This is a genomic window from Oceanimonas aquatica (assembly GCF_030732065.1).
Classification (GTDB): Bacteria; Pseudomonadota; Gammaproteobacteria; order Enterobacterales; family Aeromonadaceae; genus Oceanimonas.
Window position 1 is genome coordinate 1 of sequence record NZ_JAVBHX010000016.1, and the last position, 19,494, is coordinate 19,494.

Annotated in this window: 16 protein-coding genes, 1 pseudogene and 2 riboswitches; of the genes and pseudogenes, 11 read left to right on the forward strand and 6 right to left on the reverse strand. The window is 59.5% G+C overall.

From position 1 onward, the window contains the following. The first annotated feature begins 154 nt into the window (after nt 1–154). From Q9290_RS16015 to Q9290_RS16025, 3 genes are read left to right on the forward strand one after another with little or no spacing between them, the layout of a single operon-like run. On the forward strand, nt 155–1,291 hold the full coding sequence (locus Q9290_RS16015) for an ABC transporter permease (protein ID WP_306080645.1): 1,137 nt from the start codon (nt 155–157) through the stop codon (nt 1,289–1,291). Further along, nucleotides 1,288–2,226 (forward strand): ABC transporter ATP-binding protein, encoded by a 939-nt coding sequence (locus Q9290_RS16020; protein ID WP_306080646.1) that lies wholly within the window; start codon nt 1,288–1,290, stop codon nt 2,224–2,226. The genes Q9290_RS16015 and Q9290_RS16020 overlap by 4 nt, the downstream gene beginning before the upstream one ends. Next, the gene (locus tag Q9290_RS16025; RefSeq protein ID WP_306080647.1) at nt 2,223–2,951 is read left to right on the forward strand and encodes an ABC transporter permease; all 729 of its coding nucleotides are present in this window, start codon (nt 2,223–2,225) and stop codon (nt 2,949–2,951) included. Before Q9290_RS16020 ends, Q9290_RS16025 begins: the two co-directional genes overlap by 4 nt. 123 nt (nt 2,952–3,074) lie before the next feature. On the opposite strand, the gene Q9290_RS16030 is transcribed toward Q9290_RS16025, so the two are convergent. From Q9290_RS16030 to Q9290_RS16045, 4 genes are all read right to left on the reverse strand, one after another. Continuing rightward, the gene (locus Q9290_RS16030) at nt 3,075–3,896 is read right to left on the reverse strand and encodes an IS4 family transposase (RefSeq protein ID WP_306080684.1); all 822 of its coding nucleotides are present in this window, start codon (nt 3,894–3,896) and stop codon (nt 3,075–3,077) included. A gap of 5 nt (nt 3,897–3,901) precedes the next feature. Continuing rightward, a complete protein-coding gene (locus tag Q9290_RS16035) occupies nt 3,902–4,111 on the reverse strand; it encodes a hypothetical protein (RefSeq protein WP_306080648.1) in 210 nt (69 codons plus the stop codon). A gap of 348 nt (nt 4,112–4,459) precedes the next feature. Beyond that, nucleotides 4,460–5,758 (reverse strand): LLM class flavin-dependent oxidoreductase, encoded by a 1,299-nt coding sequence (locus tag Q9290_RS16040; RefSeq protein WP_306080649.1) that lies wholly within the window; start codon nt 5,756–5,758, stop codon nt 4,460–4,462. Then, entirely contained in the window at nt 5,758–6,531 is a 774-nt protein-coding gene (locus Q9290_RS16045; RefSeq protein WP_306080650.1) for a 3-oxoacyl-ACP reductase, read from the reverse strand. Before Q9290_RS16045 ends, Q9290_RS16040 begins: the two co-directional genes overlap by 1 nt. A gap of 48 nt (nt 6,532–6,579) precedes the next feature. After that, nucleotides 6,580–6,676: riboswitch (TPP riboswitch) on the reverse strand. Nucleotides 6,677–6,870: 194 nt separating this feature from the next. Here Q9290_RS16045 and pyrC point away from each other — a divergent pair. The 4 genes from pyrC (at nt 6,871) to Q9290_RS16065 (ending at nt 12,139) form a co-directional block, all read left to right on the forward strand. After that, a complete protein-coding gene (gene pyrC / locus Q9290_RS16050; protein WP_306080651.1) occupies nt 6,871–7,902 on the forward strand; it encodes a dihydroorotase in 1,032 nt (343 codons plus the stop codon). 92 nt (nt 7,903–7,994) lie between these two features. Continuing rightward, a riboswitch (TPP riboswitch) is annotated at nt 7,995–8,101 on the forward strand. Nucleotides 8,102–8,182: 81 nt separating this feature from the next. After that, nucleotides 8,183–9,622: a sodium:solute symporter family protein gene (locus tag Q9290_RS16055; RefSeq protein WP_306080652.1), complete on the forward strand. Its 1,440-nt coding sequence runs from the start codon at nt 8,183–8,185 to the stop codon at nt 9,620–9,622. Nucleotides 9,623–9,781: 159 nt separating this feature from the next. Further along, complete coding sequence (locus Q9290_RS16060; protein ID WP_306080653.1) at nt 9,782–10,207, forward strand: PGPGW domain-containing protein; 426 nt, start codon at nt 9,782–9,784, stop codon at nt 10,205–10,207. Between the two features lie 228 nt (nt 10,208–10,435). Beyond that, the gene (locus Q9290_RS16065; protein WP_306080654.1) at nt 10,436–12,139 is read left to right on the forward strand and encodes an AIPR family protein; all 1,704 of its coding nucleotides are present in this window, start codon (nt 10,436–10,438) and stop codon (nt 12,137–12,139) included. 89 nt (nt 12,140–12,228) lie between these two features. Here the strand turns inward: Q9290_RS16065 and norR are convergent, their stop codons facing one another. Beyond that, on the reverse strand, nt 12,229–13,761 hold the full coding sequence (norR, locus tag Q9290_RS16070) for a nitric oxide reductase transcriptional regulator NorR (protein WP_306080655.1): 1,533 nt from the start codon (nt 13,759–13,761) through the stop codon (nt 12,229–12,231). 154 nt (nt 13,762–13,915) lie between these two features. Between norR and ytfE the strand changes: the two genes are divergently transcribed. From ytfE to Q9290_RS16090, 4 genes are all read left to right on the forward strand, one after another. Beyond that, nucleotides 13,916–14,593: an iron-sulfur cluster repair protein YtfE gene (ytfE, locus tag Q9290_RS16075; protein ID WP_306080656.1), complete on the forward strand. Its 678-nt coding sequence runs from the start codon at nt 13,916–13,918 to the stop codon at nt 14,591–14,593. After that, nucleotides 14,586–16,886, forward strand: coding sequence for a nitric-oxide reductase large subunit (locus Q9290_RS16080; protein WP_306080657.1), 2,301 nt, complete (start codon nt 14,586–14,588; stop codon nt 16,884–16,886). The genes ytfE and Q9290_RS16080 overlap by 8 nt, the downstream gene beginning before the upstream one ends. Nucleotides 16,887–17,122: 236 nt before the next feature. After that, entirely contained in the window at nt 17,123–17,392 is a 270-nt protein-coding gene (locus tag Q9290_RS16085) for a DUF4282 domain-containing protein (RefSeq protein WP_306080658.1), read from the forward strand. A gap of 227 nt (nt 17,393–17,619) precedes the next feature. Then, complete coding sequence (locus tag Q9290_RS16090; RefSeq protein WP_306080659.1) at nt 17,620–18,501, forward strand: pirin family protein; 882 nt, start codon at nt 17,620–17,622, stop codon at nt 18,499–18,501. A gap of 9 nt (nt 18,502–18,510) precedes the next feature. On the opposite strand, the pseudogene Q9290_RS16095 reads toward Q9290_RS16090, so the two are convergent. Then, nucleotides 18,511–19,488, reverse strand: a pseudogene (locus Q9290_RS16095) (PAS domain-containing protein). Nucleotides 19,489–19,494 lie beyond the last annotated feature (6 nt).

Here is a 19,494-nt window from a genome sequence, read left to right on the forward strand (position 1 = left end):
AGTTATGGCAGACTGTGCGGACGGCAGGCATGGCGGGTCCTCTTTGTTTTTTTGGCGATTAACAAAAGAGAAAATCTACCATGCCTGCCTATTTTTTTGGGGATCCCTCAGCGCCTTCGCGGGGGTGACTGTCTTCAGCCATTAAGGAGTTTGTTTGACCTTACCCAAAACCGACAAGGTCGGCGGCCTGCTGACTACAGCGCTGGTAGCCAGCCTGCTGGCGCTGCCCTTTGTCGGCCTGCAACCCAACCGTATTTTGCCCGGCGAGTCGCTGGGGCTGCTGACCGCCGCCGGGCCTGCCGGACTATGGCCGCTGCTGTTACTGCCCCTGTGCTCGATTAACCACGGGCTCAAGCAGCGGCTGGCCCTCACCGCTGCTGCCCTGCCGCTGCTGCTGTATACCGCCGGCCACACCGCCACCGCCCTGCTGGAAAACGCCGGCCCCCTGGCCCGGGTGTCGTTGGGGTCGGGCTTCTGGCTGGGGCTGTTCTGGCTCAGCCTGTTGATCACCGACGCTGCCATCAGGCTGCAACTCAGGCCATTGCCACGACTGGCGCTGGTGGCAGCCCTCACCGGCGCCGTGGTGGCGCTGCTGGCCTCGGGCCGCTGTGACGACCTGTCGCTGCTGCGGGAATTTCACAACCGCAGCGACTTCTGGCGCCAGGGCCTGCGCCATCTGCAACTGGCCCTGGGCAGCCTGGTGCCGGCGGTGCTGGCAGGCATTCCGCTGGGTGTGGCCTGCCACCGCTCGCCGGGGCTGCGGGCGGCGCTGTTTCCGGTGCTCAATATTCTGCAGACCATTCCCAGCCTCGCCATGTTTGGCCTGCTGATGGTGCCGCTGAGCCTGCTGGCCACCGCGCACCCCTGTCTGGGAGAGCTGGGCATTCGCGGTATTGGCGCGGCACCGGCGGTAATCGCCCTGTTTCTGTATTCGCTGCTGCCCATTGTCAGCAACACGGCGCTGGGCTTTGACCGGGTCGACGCTCATGTGCGCGAGGCCGCCACCGCCATGGGCATGAGCCACCGCCAGCGCTTGTGGCGAGTGGAGTTTCCGCTGGCGTTGCCGGTGATCCTGAGTGGCTTGCGCGTGGTGGTCACGCTAAATATCGGCCTGGTGGCGGTGGCGGCCCTGGTGGGGGGCGGTGGCTACGGCACCTACATCTTTCAGGGGCTGGGACAGACCGCCACCGATCTGGTGATCCTCGGCGCCCTGCCGACCCTGCTGCTGGCGTTCTTGTTCGCCATCCTCATCGACACCCTGATCGCCCTGCAACAAGGCATTCGCAAATGATTGAAGTAAAAAACCTGAGCAAACAGTTCGGCCAGCAACTTGCAGTGAAAGACCTGTCTTTCCGGGTAGAGAGCGGCCGGGCCTGCGCCCTGGTGGGCACTTCCGGTTGCGGCAAGTCCACCACCTTGCGCATGCTCAACCGGCTGATTGAACCCAGTTCGGGCGAGATATTTATTCAGGGGCAGAATGTCACCACGATTCCCGCCGAGCAGCTGCGCCGGCGCATTGGCTACGCCATTCAGGGCGTGGGGCTGTTTCCGCACCAGACCATTGCCCGCAACATTGCCACAGTGCCGCGCCTGCTGGGCTGGCGCAAAAGCGACATCGATGCCCGGGTGAGCGAGCTGCTGAGCCTGTTCCGGCTCGACCCCGCCACCTTTGCCGGCAAATACCCGCATCAGCTCTCCGGCGGCGAGCAGCAACGAGTCGGTGTGGCCCGGGCGCTGGCAGCACGCCCCCAGCTGCTGCTGATGGACGAGCCCTTTGGCGCCCTCGACCCGCTCACCCGGGAGCACCTGCAGGACGAGCTGCTGCATATTCAACAGTTGCTGGGGATCACCATCATCATGGTGACCCATGATCTGGAAGAAGCCATTAAAATGGCCGACGTTATCGCGGTGATGGACAAGGGCGAGATATTACAGATGGACAGCCCAGAGGCCCTGCTTCGCCACCCCAAACCGGGCTTTGTGCAAAGCCTGGTGGGCGGCCAGGACAGATCCCTGCGGCTGCTGGCCACACAAACACTGGGCGACATCATGACCCCGGCCTCTCAGCCCGGCGGCCCGGCCATGGCCGCCGGCACCAGCCTGCGGGACGCCATGGCCGAGTTGCTCTGGCAGGGCGCCGACCGGCTGACCGTGGTGGATAACGCCGGCGAGCCGGTGGGCGAAGTGACCCTGAATGAGCTGTTAAAACGGGGAGCCGGGGCATGAGCCGCGCCCTTGGGTGGCTGGCGCCGGGGCTGCTGCTGGCCCTGCTTACCGTAAACATGGAAGCGCTCACGCCGCTGTTTCGCCCCCTGGTGATTGAGCCCGCCCCGGCCATTTATGCCCGCGACAGCTTTGCCAACCTGCTGGGCTGGCATGCCCTGGCGGTGTTTGCTGCCATTGCCGCCGCCACCCTGCTGGCACTGGGGGCGGCCGTGGCCGTTACCCGGCCATGGGGCCGGGCCTTCTTTCCGCTGGCCCGGGCCGTGGCCAACCTGGGCCAGACCTTTCCGCCGGTGGCGGTGCTGGCGCTGGCGGTGCCGGCCCTGGGCTTTGGCCTGACGCCCACCCTGGTGGCCCTGCTGCTCTATGGCATGCTGCCGATCTTTGAAAACGCCGTGACCGGCCTGCAGCAAATTCCTCCCAGTGTGCGCGAGGCGGCCAAAGGCATGGGCATGACGCCCCTGCAGCAATTGTGGCGGGTGGAGTTGCCCCTGGCCTTGCCCACCCTGGTGGCAGGCATTCGTATTTCACTGGTGATCAGCATCGGCACCGCCACCATCGGCTCCACGGTGGCGGCCAAGGGCTTTGGCGAGGTGATTATCGCCGGCCTGCTCACCGACAACCTGGCCTTTGTGCTGCAGGGGGGCGTGATGGTGGCGCTGATGGCCATGGTGCTCGACGCCCTGTTCCGCCGCCTGGAGCTACGACTCACGCCGCCGGGCGGGTGATATGCCGTCATGCCCGTGAAGTGAGCATTCAAGAACAGAAATGCACAGGGCTAAACACGGCACCGCCTGTGACATGGCCCCCGTCCCCGCCTTCGCGCTGAGGGCTCCCCAGTTTTTTACTGGTCATGCAGAAACGCCTGGTGAGAGTAAGTAAAGGCGGCTCAACCTTGCCAGAGCTCGCTCCAGTAGTGAGCCTGTCACTCGCCGGGATTCATGAAACAGCACTTGCTTGCCCAGAGTGATAAAAGACAGCACCCGGCGTTGCAGCGTATTCGCCTGATAACGCCGGTGCCGTCCTTGTTGTTCGCACTCGAACCCCACCAGCCACAGCATCAGCGTGGCAACCTGGGCAATCAGGCACAGCACCGCAATCCGTTTTTCCCCGAGCGTTTTACTGTTACTCCAGCCAAAACCGTAGCGCTGGCTCTTGTCATCGCGGAAGTTCTGCTCAATTTGCATCCGGGTCTGGTAGATGGAGACCACTTCTTTCGCGCTCAGGCGCTCATCCGAGGTCACCAACAACCAGGGCTCCTTGGCCAGGGCGCTGTAACGTGCCTCTGCTTGCGGATAAAGCGGCTGTTTTTTACCCCGCTTTTTATGCCGTCCCTTGGATGGTCCGTGATATTGATGAAAATACACCGGGCAACGCCGCTGCACTGACTTGCCCAACAAACCCAGCCCCAGTGCCTTGGGGATAGAGTTCGCATGCTGTGCCAGTTCGGCCGCCGGGTGCCATTCCTGTTCACTATCCAGCTTGCCGTAGATACGGCCGCGGACCCGCCCCACAAACTCCCAGCCCAATGCGCGTACCTGCCGTAACCATGGTGTTTTGAAGCCGGCATCTGTCACAATCACCACACGACGCAGTGTTCCCAGCAGTGTTTGCAGGTCGAGAAGAAACTGCTGGTGCTCATCGGTGTGCTCCTGACGCTCGGAGGACACCACCCGGTTCAACAAGGGTAACCCACGCCCTCGTACACCAGACTGGCACGCAACACATGGAAGTCCTGGCTGCAGCAGCCACTCCAGTCAATGGCAATGACACAGCTGGGCAGGCATGCCGTGATACGGCGGGCAATAGCGGCGCTGATGGCGGTATTTTCATGGTGCAGTTTTTTATTGCCGATGAACCGGTCTACCCGCTTTATCTTGTGCTTCACCTTGGATTTTCCCGGAAAATGGCGACCAATTTGCGTCAGGGAAAGCGTGTTCCCCGCGATCAACCCTTCCGCGCAAGACAGCAGGTTTTTGGTACGAGCCTGATGGAAAGAAGTGAGGGCAGAGCGGAAGAAGTTATGGCAGACTGTGCGGACGGCAGGCATGGCGGGTCCTCTTTGTTTTTTTGGCGATTAACAAAAGAGAAAATCTACCATGCCTGCCTATTTTTTTGGGGATCCCTCAGCGCCTTCGCGGGGATGACGTTCCTTCGCGGGGGGTGACAGTATTTAGATTTCGCGGGGTGACGAGCAGAGTAAGCGCTGGGCCGTCGTGGTCAGCACCGAACCGCCTTACGGCTTCGCCAGCCCCAGATGGTCACGCAGGGTAGTGCCTTCATACTCGGTGCGGAACAGGCCTCGGCGCTGCAGCTCGGGCACTACCTGCTCCACAAAGTCCTCAATACCGGCGGGCAGCGACGGCGGCATCAGGTTAAAGCCGTCGGCGCCCTCGTTGTTAAACCACTGCTCCATGCGATCGGCAATGGACTCGGGCGTGCCCACCATGGTGCAGTGGCCGCCGCCGGCGGCAAGCCGGCCCAGCAGCTGACGCACCGTGGGCTGCTCGGTTTCAATAATGCGCAAGATGGTGGCGTAACGGCCCTTGGGACCGGTGAACACCTCCAGTGACGGCAGTGCCGGCACCGGCGCGTCCAGCTCCCAGCCGGAGCAGTCCTGCCCCACATAGGTGCCGAGCTGACGCAACGAGGCGTCGGCAGGCAGCAGCTCGTCCAGCTCCCGCTGCTTGGCCTTGGCCTCAGCCTCGGTGGAGGCCACATAGGTCACCAGCCCGGGCATAATGGGCACATTGGCACTGCGACCGCTTTCATGCACCCGGCGCTTGATGTCGCGGTAATAGTCCTGGGCAGCCGGCAGATCGTAGGCCACGGCATAAATGGCCTCGGCGCATTTGGCCGCCAGGGCCCGGCCCTGCTCGGACGCGCCGGCCTGAAACAGCACCGGGTGACCCTGAGGCGGGCGCGGCACGTTGAGCGGGCCGTCCACCAGAAAGAATTCGCCGTGGTGGTTGATGGGGTTCACCTTGTCCGGGTCGGCGTAGTGACCGGCGCGATCCATCACCAGGGCATCGGCAGCCCACGAATCCCACAGTTTAATCACCGCGTCCACAAACTCCTCGGCCCGGCGATAGCGCTCGGCGTGGGCCGGCATCGACTCGTAACCGTGGTTACGGGCTTCCACGTCGAACATGGAAGTGACCACGTTCCAGCCCATGCGGCCACTGGAAATATGATCCAGCGAGGCCATCATGCGGGCGGCGTGAAAGGGGGTGAAAAAGGTGCTGGAGACGGTGCTGATAAAACCGATGCGATCCGTGGCCCGGCTCATGGCCGCCATGGCGGTGAGCGGCTCCAGAAACCAGTAACTGCCGTCCGTCACGCTGCCGGCAGACTGACCGTCGGCAAAGAACACCGCATCCAGCTTGCCGCGTTCGGCGGTTTGCGCCAGCCGCTCGTAATAGCGAATGTCACCCAGTTGCTCGACCGATGAGTTGGGGTGACGCCAGGCCGCCCTGTGGTGGCCGCATCCGAACAGAAACAGGTTCAGGTGCATCATGCGTTGATTCATGCTCATCAGTTTTTCACCAGACCGCCGTCCACCACCAGGTTCTGGCCGGTGACCGAGCGCGACCAGGGTGAGGCGAAGAACAGGGTGGCGTCGGCAAATTCCGCCGGCGTGGTCACCCGGCGCAGCGGCGTGCTGGCGGCAATGTAATCAAACACAGCTTCCGGAGTGGCGGCAGAGGCGTCGGTGGTGCGCAGCAGGCCGCCGGACACCATGTTGACGGTAATGCCATTCGGGCCCAGATCCTGAGACAGGGTACGGGTCAGGGACAGCAGTGCGGCCTTGGCGGCGGTGTAGTCGTGATAGGGCACCACCGGGTTCTGGAACAGGTTGGTGCCCACATTGACGATGCGGCCAAAGCCCTGCTTGCGCATGCCGGCCAGCGCCGCCCGGGTGGTGTTGATGGCACCGCCCAACACGCCTTCCAGCTGCTGGTTGAGGTGCTCCCAGGCCAGTTCCTGGGCGTGAGTGCGGGCGTCACCGTTAAAGGAAAAGGCCGGCAGGGCGTTGTTGATTACGGTGGTCACCGGGCAGCCGAAGTGGGCTTCGGCCTGCTCAAACATGGCCTGCACGGCGGCGGCGTCGGTCACATCGGCCTGAATGGCCAGCGCCTGCTGTGGGGCCTCGGCGGCCAGTTTCTGGGCTGCCTCGGCGCTGTTCAGGTAATTGATCACCACTTTGGCGCCTTCGCGCAGAAAGGCGCGCACCAGATGTTCACCCAGGCCGCGGGCACCGCCGGTGACCAGCACCAGTTGTTCGTTCAGCTTGATGGAAGTTTGCATGACTACCTCGATAGTGAGGCGAAGGCATGATGCGGCAGCAATGGCCCTTGGCCGGCAGGCTGACATCCCTTCGCCAGTATGAACTGGATCAGGTTCAACGGGTGTTATCTCAGCCCTGCGCTGCAGGACACCCCGTGTCTCGCTGGCACCATAACATACCCCTGCGCCCAAGGGCGAGAGGCGTGAGGGGTAAGGTGTGAGGGGAAAAATACCTGCCAGGCCGTCTGTTTTTCACCTCACCCTTCACGCCTCACCCCTTACGTTTTCAGAAGTTTGGTGAAAAAGGCTCGTGGGTGGATAATAAAGCCCTCGAAAGCAATGGATAACGCCGAGCCGACTATGACCACCTTAACAATTACCCGCCCCGACGACTGGCACCTGCACCTGCGCAACGGTGAGCAACTGAAAGACACCGTACGCGACGCCAGCCGCTATCTGGGCCGCGCCCTGGTGATGCCCAACCTGGTGCCGCCCGTCACCACCACTGCGCTTGCCAATGAATACCGCGAGCGCATTCTGGCGGTACGCCCCGAAGGCAGCAAATTCGAGCCGGTGATGAGCCTGTATCTCACCGACAACACTGACCCCGAAGAAATTCGCAAGGGCCGCGCCAACGGCGACATTGTGGCCTGCAAGCTTTACCCGGCCGGCGCCACCACCAACTCCGACTCCGGCGTGACCGATGTGAAGAACATCTACCCGGTGCTGGAAGCCATGCAGGAAACCGGCACCCTGCTGCTGGTACACGGCGAAGTGACCGATTCCCGCATCGACATCTTTGACCGGGAAAAAGTATTCCTGGAAACTGTGCTGCCCGACGTGGTGCGCGACTTCCCCGATCTCAAGATTGTGCTCGAGCACATCACCACAGAGCACGCGGTGAAGTTCGTAGAGCAGGCCGGCGATAACGTGGCTGCCACCATCACCGCCCACCACCTGCTGTTCAACCGCAACCACATGCTGGTGGGCGGCATTCGCCCGCACTACTACTGCCTGCCGATCCTCAAGCGCAACACTCACCAGCAAGCGCTGGTGCGCGCCGCCACCAGCGGCAGCAAAAAGTTCTTTATGGGCACCGACTCGGCGCCGCACTTTCAGCACCGCAAGGAAGCCGCCTGCGGCTGCGCCGGCGCCTATACCTCTCACGCCGCCGTGGAGCTGTATGCCGAAGCCTTTGAAGAAGCCGGCGCCCTGGACAAGCTGGAAGCCTTTACCAGCCACAACGGCCCAGACTTCTACGGCCTGCCCCGCAACAAAGACACCATCACCCTGGTGAAGGAGTCCTGGACCGTGGGCGAAACCCTGCCCCTGGGCGGCGACCGGCTGGTGCCGATCCGCGCCGGCGAAGAAATTGGCTGGATGGTGAAATAAGCCATTCGCCCTTTACAAAACGCGGCTCAGGCCGCGTTTTTTATGCGTCTGCACCGCATTGACAATAAATCGTCCACCCCTTACTCTCATTTCGCTATTCCTGGGGGAGCCCACACGGGCTGAGACTCCGCCACACCGGCGGTAACCCTTAGAACCTGATCCGGGTAATGCCGGCGAAGGGAAGGAAACGAACGATCCCGCGCCATTCCGATCTGCCCTCTCCCTTCCTCAGCCCGCGTTTTCCGGCCATTTAGTGCCTGTGAAGGCAAAGGGAGAACACATGCTGGACACCACCACCGCCATTTTATGGCTCTGTTTATTTGCGGCGGTCTTCGCCATACCCGGCCTGCTTTACGCCCGCCGGCAAAACGATCAGCCGGAAGACTTTATCGTGGCCCGCAACAGCCAGAGCGGCAGCGCCACCATGCTGACCCTGCTGGCCACCACCATGGGCACCTGGATTCTGTTTGGCCCGGCCCAGGCCGCCACCTGGGGGGGCGTGGGTGCCATTACCGGCTACGCCCTCGGCGTGCTGGCGCCCCGATTGGTGATGATACCCCTCGGCAAGCGCATTCGTGAGCTGATGCCCGAAGGCCACACCCTCACCGAGTTTGTGATGGGCCGCTATGGCCGGGGCATGTTCGGCTTTGTGCTGGTGATCATGCTGTTCTACATGTTTATTTCGCTCACCGCCGGCCTCACCGCCATCGCCCAGATGGTGGCACTGCTGGCCCCAGTGCCGCTGTGGACCACCGCCGGCATTGTGATGGTGGCCACCCTGCTCTACACCCTGTACGGCGGCCTGAAAGTGACCATTTTCACCGACCGGGTGCAGATGCTGGTGATACTGCCGTTTTTGCTCACCCTGATCGTGCTCGGCTGGCAGGCCACCGGCGGCCTGGCGCCGGCCCTGGCCGCCCTGCAGGAAACCGCCCCGCACCTGCTTGACCCGCTCGACACCACCGGGCTGAAGTCGGGCCTAACCTTCTTCCTCGCCGTGGTGCTGACCGGCCTGTTCTACCAGGGCACCTGGCAGCGGGTGTTTGCCGCCCGCGACAACAAGGTCATTCGCAACGGCTTTATTCTGAGCGGCGTGCTCAGCTTTCCCATCATCTTCATCATGGGCCTGTTTGGTCTGGCCTTTGTGGGCCTGGGCTCGAACGGCGATGGCTCGGTGGCGCTGTTCAGCGTGCTCATGCCCAACATGCCGCTGTGGTTTGCCATTGGCCTGCTGCCCTTTGGCCTGGCGCTGATCATGAGCAGTGCCGACTCCACCATCAGCGGCCTGACCAGCATGCTGGTCATCGACCTGCGCCGGCTGCTGCCGCAAACCAGCGTGCACACCCTGCTGGGGTTGTCGCGCTGGCTGATTGTGCTGCTGTCGATTCCGGTGCTGTATGTGGCCTCTCAGGGCTTCAGCGTGCTGTACCTGTTTTTGCTGGCGGATCTGCTGTGCTGCGCCGCCGCCTTTCCGGTGTTTTTCGGCTTTTACAACGCCCGCTATCAGGGCTGGAACGCAATGCTCAGCACCCTCGGCGGCCTGGTGGCCGGCCTGATGCTGTTCCCGGCCCCGGGCGAGCCAGCCACCTACCTGCTGGAGTCCTTCCTGCTGGCCACCTTTGTGCCTGTGGCCATTTCTGCCCTGCTGCTGCTGGTGCCCAACCGCCAGCCCTTTGACTTTGCCGCTCTCGCCGGCAAGGTGCGCAGCCTGGAAAGCTGATTTCGATTCGTCGCAAAAAATTACCGGCGCGCCGCAAGGCCGCCGGTTTTTTTGTGCCCAACACCGCCCTTGTTCATTCGGAAGGCTGCCGGCCGCATTGTTTTCACTCATAATGGCGCTATTCGAGCCGGCATTTTTACCCAGAAGAGCAACTACACCGTGAATGAGCTTATTCAACTACTCAGCCACCCTACCCTGCTATGGACTCTGGGCATATCCAGTGCGGTGTGCTTTATCGGCTCGCTGCTGGTGATCCCCTGGCTGGTGGTGCGCATTCCGGTGAACTACTTTTGCGATGAATACCGCCACCGGGTGCCCTGGGCCAAACAGAACCCGCTGCTGCGCTGGCTGCTGCTGATCCTGAAAAACCTGCTGGGGCTGGTATTTCTGCTACTGGGCATCGCCATGCTGGTGCTCCCCGGCCAGGGGCTGCTGACCATACTGATCGCCCTGGTGCTGCTGAACTTTCCCGGCAAATACCGGCTGGAACGCCGGCTGTTCAGGGTGCCCTCGGTGCGCAAGGGCGTGAACTGGCTGCGCAAACGGGCCGGGCGTGAGCCGTTGAAGTTTGATGGGGAGGTGTAAGAGGCCGTACTTATTAGCTGACCGCCCTCGGCGGTCGAGTACACAGTCTAGAAAGCTAGTTTGTCTGGTTGCAAAACACTTAAGTTGTATTGATTTTTTTCGTGCAACTCGTAAAGATATCAACTGTCAACATGAAAAATAACGCTCATTAAAAACATCTCTCCAGACTAAAAACAACGTTCACAAAAACAAAAATACAAATCAACCAACTTAAAGCACAGAGGATTTATGTCAGAAATTGCTAGCATTAACGACTTCAAACTTTTAAATATAAAATGCAAAAAGTATTTTGATCTATTCTCAAAAGGCGCCGCCTTCCAAAACCTCCCTGAAAATGAAAAGCTTAAGGAAAGGTTTGGGTTTTACCTATTCATGCTTGAAAGTTTATGCAATGAGAAAGATTTAGATCGCATAAGTGATATCATAACTGACACTGAATACAACGCTCACCTAAGTAACAGGAGAAGTAACGACCAAGGAATTGACGCGATATACATAGACGATGACAAAAAAGAGATAATGCTATTTAACTTTAAGTTTAGAGAGTCATTCAAGGTCGGACAGATGCAAAGTTCGAACGAAGTCTTTGTATCAACAAAATTGATAAACTGCATATTAAACGGACACACTGATGGCCTCGAAGGAAAACTGAAAGAACTTGTTGGCAATGCAGTAAAGAAGTTAAACTCCAATGACGTTTGGAAAATTACTCTTTATGTAATAAGCAATGAAGCGATTCCAATTGACATAGACGAGACCGCCATTCAGCAACTAAAAGATTTTTATGACATGGAAGTGGAATCCATCTGCTTACCAAAGATAAAAGCAATAATGTCAATTCGACCGAACCCTATTAAAGCAGAATTGATAATTGACAATGACGCTTTAATGTCTTATTCGGAAAGTACAATTTCGACATCTAAATCATATATTGTAAGATTAAATGCTGCTGACATCATTAGGATAACATGTAAAAACTCAGAAGTACGTAATAACTACAATTGTGAACGCATTGAATCCCTTAGCAAAGAGAAAATAGATTACGGCGTCCTTTTTGATAATGTTCGAGGTTTCGTTCAGAGATCAAAATACAATGAAGCAATAGCCAAATCCCTAAAAGAAGAACCAAACAAATTCTTCATGTACAACAATGGGATGACAATTGTTGCACGCGACATAAAAGCCACCCAAGTCAATGGAAATAAAAAAGTAAGGATTACAATAGATGACTTCCAAGTTTTAAACGGGGGGCAAACATTAAGAACCTTACATAACTTTAATGCTCAAGATGAAGAAAACATAACTAACTACTTATCAAAGAGTGAAGTTTTAGTTCGTATATTCAATGCATCAAATAGTGATGCTGTTAACAAAATTGCAGAGTACACAAATAGTCAGAATGCCATTTCCAATGTAGATCTGAAGTCACTAAGCACCTTACAGATTCAACTAGAACAAATACTTGATGAGCACGATATAATCTATTCAAGAAAAAATGGCGACACAGGAATGAACGATAATAAAAATTATCGTTACAAAATCAGCATGGAACAATTTGGACAAATATTATTCGCAATACAAGGAAACCCTGAGAAATCATCAAACCAAAAACAACACATATTTGGAAAATATTACGACGAGATTTTCTCAGAGAAAAACTTCAACGTTTCTGAAGCACCATCAATAATTGAGAACTATTTTGAAGTTAAAAAAGCATATGATACTGAGTCCGATAGCCTCCAAAAAATAGAACAAAAAGTATTCTACATCCTTTACATGAAAAAAATCAGGCCAGACTTAGAGTACCATCAATGCATTAAAGAACTAGAACGGATATTGAGAGAATTCGAGCCAACAAAAGAATCTATCACTGATGCTCGTAAAATGATCCAAGTTAGATTCAAGGAGTTTTTAAATTCAGAGTTGTGCTAAGTATCCTTATCATTCTAATCGCACAACAAAAGTAACAAACTTACTCCCACCCGCTGCTCCCGCAGCGGTTTTTCTTTCAAAGCTTCCCCTCACTTCATCCCCAGCCGCTTCGCCAGTTTATGCAGGTTACTGGGGTCCACTTCCAGCAGGCGGGCGGCGGCAGCCCAGTTGTGGTCGGTGGCGGCCAGCGCCCGTGCAATGGCCTGTTGCTGGGCCTGGTTGGTCACCTGTTGCAGGCTGGCCTGCGGGGTTGGTGCCACCGGTGTGGGCCTGCTTTCTGCCTGAGCGGGTTCGGCCAGTGGCTCACTGCCCCCCAAATCCAGCAGCTCCGGCCCAAGAGTGATGATATCGGCGCGGTCGGCCCCCCGGCTCAGGGCCTTGATGGCGGCGCGGCTGATCACATGCTCCAGTTCGCGCACGTTGCCGGGCCAGGCGTAGGCGCACAGGGCCCGTTCGGCGGCGGGGGACAGCCGCAGGCTGCGCAGGCCCAGGCGGCCCCGGTTCAGCTCCAGAAAGTGGCCAGCCAGCACCAGCACGTCGTTTTCCCGCTCGCGCAGCGGCGGTATCGGCACCGGATACACCGACAGCCGGTGATAGAGATCCGCCCGAAAGTGGCCGTCGCGCACGCTGTCGTGCAACTGGCGGTTGGTGGCGGCAATCACCCGCACGTTCACCTTACGTGGCGCGTCTTCCCCCAGCCGCTGAATTTCGCCGTTTTGCAGCGCCCGCAACAGCTTGGCCTGAATGCCGAGCGGCAGCTCACCCACTTCATCCAGAAACAGGGTGCCGCCGTCGGCGGCTTCAAAGCGGCCGGGCCGGGCGTTGCCGGCACCGGAAAAGGCGCCCTTTACGTGACCGAACAGCTCGCTTTCGGCCAGGGATTCGGGCAGGGCGGCGCAGTTTACCTGCACCAGGGGCTGATCGCGGCGGGGCGAGCGCTGGTGCAGGCGGCGGGCAAACAAGTCCTTGCCCACCCCGGTTTCCCCGGTGAGCAGCACCGGCAGATCCGAGTCGGCCACCACGTCCAGCTCGTGCAGCAGCCGCTTGAGCCCGGTGCTTTGCCCCAGAATTTCCCCTTCCTGCCGGTCGCCAAGCGGCACCGGTGAATCCTGCCGGGCCAGGCGCAGGGCGCGAATGTCCCGCTCCAGCCGGGTCATGCGCACGGCGGCGGCCACGGTGAGCGCCAGCCGTTGCAGGGAATCTTGAGCGTCCTGATCAAAGGTGCCGGCGGTGAGCGCGTCCAGGGTCAGGGCGCCCCACTGCTCGCCGTTTACATACAGGCTGATGCCCATGCAGTCGTGCACCGGCAGCGCCTCGCCCACGTGGTGTTCCAGCAGGCCGTCGTAGGGGTCGGGCAGGGGAGAGTCGGGGGCAAAGGCTACTGTGCTGCGACTGGCCAGAATGGCCGCCAGCCGGGGGTGCTGGGCCACCACAAAGCGCCGGCCAAGGGCTTCGCGCACCAGGCCCTCTACCGCCACCGGGCTGAGCACGCCGTCCTGCAGCCGCAACAGGCACACGGCACCGCAGCCAAAGTGTTCGCGCATCATGCGCACCAGACTCTGGAGCCGCACGGCACTGGGCAATTCGGCGGCCAGATCCGCCAGCAGGAGTTCATAGAGCATGGTTGTTTTTACCATTAAAGGGTTTTATTCACCCTATTCGATTAGGGTAAAAAATACCATCTAAAATACATAACCCATTAAAATCAGCAAGTTAAAAAGTGGCATGTTAATTGCCATTTATTGAGCAAGGGTAACATGAACAAGGAGCCATATCATGAGCCTGCTCAACCATTCCCTGGGCACACTGGCCCGGGACATTCCGGGAGCCACCCGGGTATTTCATCATTACCGGCTGGATTATTGCTGTGGCGGCAACGTGCTGCTGAGCGAAGCACTGGCCGAACGCGGGCTGGACAGCGCCGAGGTGATTGCCCGGCTGGAAGCCCTGCCCGCTCGCAACGAAGACGACACCAACTGGGCCGAGGCCGGCACCGGCGAGCTGATCGATCACATTCTGGCTCGCTACCACGAGGTGCACCGCCAGCAGTTGCCCGAGCTGATTGAACTGGCCCGTCGGGTGGAGGCGGTGCATAACGAGCATCCCCTCTGCCCGCACGGGCTGGCGGATCATCTGGAAACCATGCGCCAGGAGCTGGAAAGCCATATGCAGAAGGAGGAGCAGATTTTGTTCCCCATGCTGCGCCGGGGCCTGTTTGCGCCCGCCCAGGGGCCGATCAGCGTGATGCGCATGGAGCACGACGATCACGGCCAGGCCCTGGCAAAACTGCTGGAGCTGACCGGTAATTTCTCCCTGCCCGCCGATGCCTGCGCCAGCTGGCAGGCGCTGTATGCGGGTATTGAAGAGCTGCAGCTCGATTTAATGCAGCACATTCATCTGGAAAACAACCTTCTCTTTTCTTCTTCCCGGCACCAGGAGGTGCAGCATGGCTAACTATCGTCGCCTTTGGCTACTGTTACTGGTGGTTCTTGGCATTACCTTTGCCATTCTTGGTTACTTCGGACGTGAAGTGTACCGGGTGGCCCCGCCCATTCCTGCTCAGGTAGTGACCGAAAACGGCACCCTGCTCACCACTCACGACGGCATTCTCGACGGCCAGACCGCCTGGCAGTCGGTGGGCGGCATGCAGCTGGGCTCAATCTGGGGCCATGGTGCCTATCAGGCGCCGGACTGGACCGCCGACTGGCTGCACCGGGAGCTGATGGCCTGGCTGGAGCTGGCCGCTCAGGAGGAGTTTGGCACCGCTTATGCCAATCTTGAAGGCGAGCAGCAGGCCGTGCTGCAACACCGGCTGAAGCAGGAATACCGCAGCAACGGCTATGACGCCGAGGCCGATGTGCTGGTGCTGTCGGAACGCCGGGCGCAGGCCATGGCCGATACCGCCGCCTATTACGATCAGCTGTTCAGCGACAATCCGGCACTGCGCGGCACTCGCCAGAGCTTTGCCATGAAGGAGAACACCCTGCCCAGTGCCGAGCGCCGGGCCGACATGACCAATTTCTTCTTCTGGACCGCCTGGGCCGCCGCCACCGAACGCCCGGACAGCACCGCCACCTACACCAACAACTGGCCCCATGAACCGCTGATCGGCAACAAGCCCACCGCCGAGAACATTGTCTGGTCCATCGTCAGCGTGGTGCTGCTGATCGCCGGCGTGGGCGGCCTGGTGTGGGCCTGGTCGTTCCTGCGCAAGGAAGACGAAGCCGACCCCGAGCCTCCGGCGAAAGATCCGCTGACCAGCTTTAAACTGACGCCGTCACAAAAGGCACTGAGCAAATACGTGTTCCTGGTGGTGGCGCTGTTTACCTTTCAGGTGCTGCTGGGTGGCGCTACTGCCCACTACACAGTGGAAGGCCAGCATTTCTACGGCGTCGAGCTGTCGAAGTGGTTCCCCTATTCACTGCTGCGCACCTGGCACATTCAGAGCGCCCTGTTCTGGATTGCCACCGGCTTTCTCGCCGCCGGCCTGTTCCTCGCGCCCATCATCAATGGCGGCAAGGATCCCAAATATCAGGCTCTGGGCGTAAACGTACTGTTCTGGGCGCTGGTGGCCGTGGTAGTAGGCAGCTTTGCCGGTAACTATCTGGCCATTGCCCAGATCATGCCCGCCAACCTCAACTTCTGGCTGGGTCATCAGGGCTATGAATATGTGGATCTGGGCCGTCTGTGGCAGATTGGCAAGTTCACCGGCATCGTGCTGTGGCTGGTGCTGATGCTGCGCGGCGTGGTGCCGGCGCTGCGCCAGCCCGGCGACCGCAACCTGCTGGCCCTGCTTACCGCGTCCTGCGCCGCCATCGGCCTGTTTTACGGTGCCGGCTTCTTCTACGGCGAACGCACCCATATCTCGGTAATGGAATACTGGCGCTGGTGGATTGTGCACCTCTGGGTGGAAGGCTTCTTTGAGGTGTTTGCCACCACCGCCCTGTCCTTTATCTTCTGCAGCATGGGCCTGGTGTCACGCCGCGCCGCCACCACCGCCAGCCTGGCCTCGGCCTCGCTGTTTATGCTGGGCGGCATTCCCGGCACCTTCCACCACCTGTATTTCTCCGGCACCACCACCCCGGTGATGGCGGTGGGCGCCACCTTCAGCGCCCTGGAAGTGGTGCCCCTGGTGGTGCTGGGCTACGAGGCCTGGGAGAACTGGCGTCTGAAGAACAGCGCCCCCTGGATGGAAAGCGTGAAATGGCCGCTGATGTTCTTTGTGGCGGTGGCGTTCTGGAACATGCTGGGTGCCGGTGTGCTGGGCTTTATGATCAACCCCCCGGTGGCGCTCTATTACATTCAGGGTCTGAACACCACCCCCACTCACGCCCACGCGGCCCTGTTTGGTGTGTACGGCTTCCTGGCCCTGGGCTTTGCCCTGCTGGTGCTGCGCTACATTCGCCCCAACATGGTGTTTAACGAGTCACTGATGAAAACCGCCTTCTGGTGGATGAACGGCGGCCTGGTGCTGATGCTGTTTACCAGTGTGCTGCCGGTGGGAGTCATTCAGTTTGTGGCCAGCGCCAGCGAAGGCCTCTGGTATGCCCGCAGCGAAAGCTTTATGCAGCAGGGCCTGCTGCAAACCCTGCGCTGGGTCCGCACCTTTGGTGACGTGGTATTTATCATCGGTGCCCTGGCGGTGACCTGGCAGGTGATCATCGGCCTGCGTCAGCCCGCCGGCCACGCCCTGCCTCACGCCATTGAGCCGCAGGAATGCGATGTGCCCGAACTGATGTCGAAATAAGTATTGGTGTAAGTTGTTAGTCTGGTTTGGCCCCGCTTGTCGGGGCCTTTTTTTGCCCGTAACCCATACGCTGGCGCACTCCGGCATTCGCAATACACCTGCGGACAAACAAAACATACAACCCCAAAAAAAGATTCAAGTGGAACATATTATCGTGTCGTTCTGTTTCCCTGATCATAATCATAAGCTCAGCGAAAACCACAGAGCGCAAATAACCAACTAGGAATAACTACTCCATGAAAAACCTGTTTTTCTTCGACTCCATGCTGACTCCCAAGATCATCACCCTGGTTTACTGGCTCTTGCTGCTGGCTTCCATCATCTCGGGCGTCAGCTACATGTTTGCCGGCTATGGTGGCTTTACTGTCAGCCAGTTTTTTCTGGGCCTGCTGATCATCGCAGGCGGCGCCGTGTCTGCCCGTATCTGGTGTGAGCTGCTGATCGTGCTGTTCAAGATCAACGGCAATCTGCAGCGAATCTCCCACGATCGGACCGCGGAAAAGTAATTTTCAGGCAACCCATGTTTACACGGCCGCTGTTGCGGCCGTTTTTTTGGTTACCCAAAACCATGCATAAGACCGGGTTTAAACACGCAACCCGGTTGCCAGCACACCTGATACAAAGGTGTTTAATCGATTTTATTGTTATCAACGCTCTCTCTGCTCTTTCGAATGCTTTCTCCCTTGTACCACTATGCTGAACAAGGAAGCCCTGACAATGAGAAGGAGCCATGATGAGCCCGTTTGAACGACTGCCCGCCCGCCAGGCCGAGGTGGGCGGCATTCCGGTGGCGCGCTTGCTGCCGGTGCGCCAGCGGCGGCTGATTGGTGCCTGGTGTTTTCTCGACCACGCCGGCCCCGCGCAGTTTGCCGCCGGCGAGCCGGGATTGCGGGTGGGCCCCCATCCGCATATTGGCCTGCAAACCTTTACCTGGATGCTCAAGGGCCGGGTGCTGCACCGAGACAGCCTGGGCCACGAGCAGGTGATTCAGCCCGGCCAGGTGAACCTGATGACCGCCGGCCACGGCATTGCCCACAGCGAGGAATCGGTAGCCGGTGAGCGCGTGCTGCATGCGGCCCAGTTGTGGATTGCCCTGCCCGAGGCCGACCGGCATACCCCGCCCCGCTTTGATCACTACCCCCGGCTGCCCATGTGGTCGCAACAAGGCGTGTGTTTTACCCTGCTGGCGGGGGATTACGCCGGTCACAAGGCGCCTACCCTGTTGTTTTCCCCCCTGGTGGGGCTGGATCTCCATGCCCGGCAGGCCGCCACACTGACCCTGCCGCTGCGGCCGGAGTTTGAATACGGTTTGCTGGCACTGGAAGAAAACATGGACGTGGCCGGCGAGCGGGTCGGGCCCGACGAGCTAGTGTACCTGGGCGCGGCGCGGGACCGGCTTGAACTCACCCTTGAAGCAGGCGCCCGCGCGCTGTTGCTGGGCGGCGAGCCGCTCGAAGAGCGTATTTACATCTGGTGGAACCTGGTGGGCCACAGCGAGGCCGAGATTGCCGAGGCCCTGGCCGACTGGCAGGCCGGTAGCCAGCGTTTTGGCACAGTGACAGGCTACAACGGCGAGCCGATGACGGCACCGCCGCTGCCGGCCGGCCTGAAATAGCCGGAGACGCTAGCCGGTGCGCCTCTGGCGCTCCGTCACGCCAATGCGTCCGGCCACCGGCTCGGTATTCACCGCCATGCCGTGCTTGCCGGCGCGCTTTACCTGATACATGGCGGCGTCGGCCCGGGCTATCACATCGGCGAAGTCGTCGTGCTCGCGCACGCCTTCCACTCCCATGCTCATGCCCACTTGCGCCTCGCCGTTGTCCAGCTCAAAGGGCTCATCCAGGCAGTCGATACAGGCCTGGGCCAGCGGCTGGGTACGGGACTGGTGCAATGACTAGGGCAGCAGCAGCACAAACTCGTCGCCGCCCAGGCGCCCCAGCACCACCTCGGGCGGGCACAGCCGGCGCAGGCGTTCGGTCAGCTGCACCAGCAGCCTGTCGCCGGCCCGATGGCCAAGGGTGTCGTTCATCTGTTTGAAATCGTCGAGATCGATAAAACACAGGGTGAGTTCGCCCTCGGCTTTCAGGGCGTTAAAGCGCTCAATCAGGCCGCTGCGGTTAAGCAGGTCGGTAAGCGGATCCTTGTGGGCCAGGCGCGACAGAGCCTGCTCGTATTCCTTTTCCTGAGTAATGTCGATATGGGTGCCCATCACTCTGAGCGGCCGGTGTTGCTCGTCCCACTCCACCACCCGGCCTCTGTCCTGCACCCAGGTCACGGCGCCGTTTTTGGCCACCATACGGTGCTGCACCTCGTAAAAAGTGCTGCGTCCGTGCAGGTGATCATAAAAGTTGTTGAGTACCTCTTCCCGGTCTTCCGGATGCAGGTGCGCTTTCCACACCTCAAAGCTGGCTTCCAGCTCCTTGGGCTGAAAGCCCAGCATGGAGCCCCAGCGCCGGTTAAAGATAATCAGCTTGCCGCTGGGCACATGCAATTGCCACACGCACAGGCCGGTGCCATCCATGGCCGCTTCCAGCTTTTCCCGGGCGTCGGCGGCAATGCGTTTTAACCGCTCGTTTTCCGCCTGCAGCTTCAGCAATTCCATTGAAGG

What these genes read in the sequence shown, in the direction of transcription:
- Q9290_RS16020 (WP_306080646.1), top strand. Translation starts at nt 1,288, where the DNA reads ATGATTGAAGTAAAAAACCTGAGCAAACAGTTCGGCCAGCAACTTGCA.
- Q9290_RS16025 (WP_306080647.1), top strand. Translation starts at nt 2,223, where the DNA reads ATGAGCCGCGCCCTTGGGTGGCTGGCGCCGGGGCTGCTGCTGGCCCTG.
- Q9290_RS16040 (WP_306080649.1), bottom strand. Translation starts at nt 5,758, where the DNA reads ATGAGCATGAATCAACGCATGATGCACCTGAACCTGTTTCTGTTCGGA.
- Q9290_RS16045 (WP_306080650.1), bottom strand. Translation starts at nt 6,531, where the DNA reads ATGCAAACTTCCATCAAGCTGAACGAACAACTGGTGCTGGTCACCGGC.
- pyrC (WP_306080651.1), top strand. Translation starts at nt 6,871, where the DNA reads ATGACCACCTTAACAATTACCCGCCCCGACGACTGGCACCTGCACCTG.
- Q9290_RS16055 (WP_306080652.1), top strand. Translation starts at nt 8,183, where the DNA reads ATGCTGGACACCACCACCGCCATTTTATGGCTCTGTTTATTTGCGGCG.
- Q9290_RS16065 (WP_306080654.1), top strand. Translation starts at nt 10,436, where the DNA reads ATGTCAGAAATTGCTAGCATTAACGACTTCAAACTTTTAAATATAAAA.
- norR (WP_306080655.1), bottom strand. Translation starts at nt 13,761, where the DNA reads ATGCTCTATGAACTCCTGCTGGCGGATCTGGCCGCCGAATTGCCCAGT.
- ytfE (WP_306080656.1), top strand. Translation starts at nt 13,916, where the DNA reads ATGAGCCTGCTCAACCATTCCCTGGGCACACTGGCCCGGGACATTCCG.
- Q9290_RS16080 (WP_306080657.1), top strand. Translation starts at nt 14,586, where the DNA reads ATGGCTAACTATCGTCGCCTTTGGCTACTGTTACTGGTGGTTCTTGGC.
- Q9290_RS16085 (WP_306080658.1), top strand. Translation starts at nt 17,123, where the DNA reads ATGAAAAACCTGTTTTTCTTCGACTCCATGCTGACTCCCAAGATCATC.
- Q9290_RS16090 (WP_306080659.1), top strand. Translation starts at nt 17,620, where the DNA reads ATGAGCCCGTTTGAACGACTGCCCGCCCGCCAGGCCGAGGTGGGCGGC.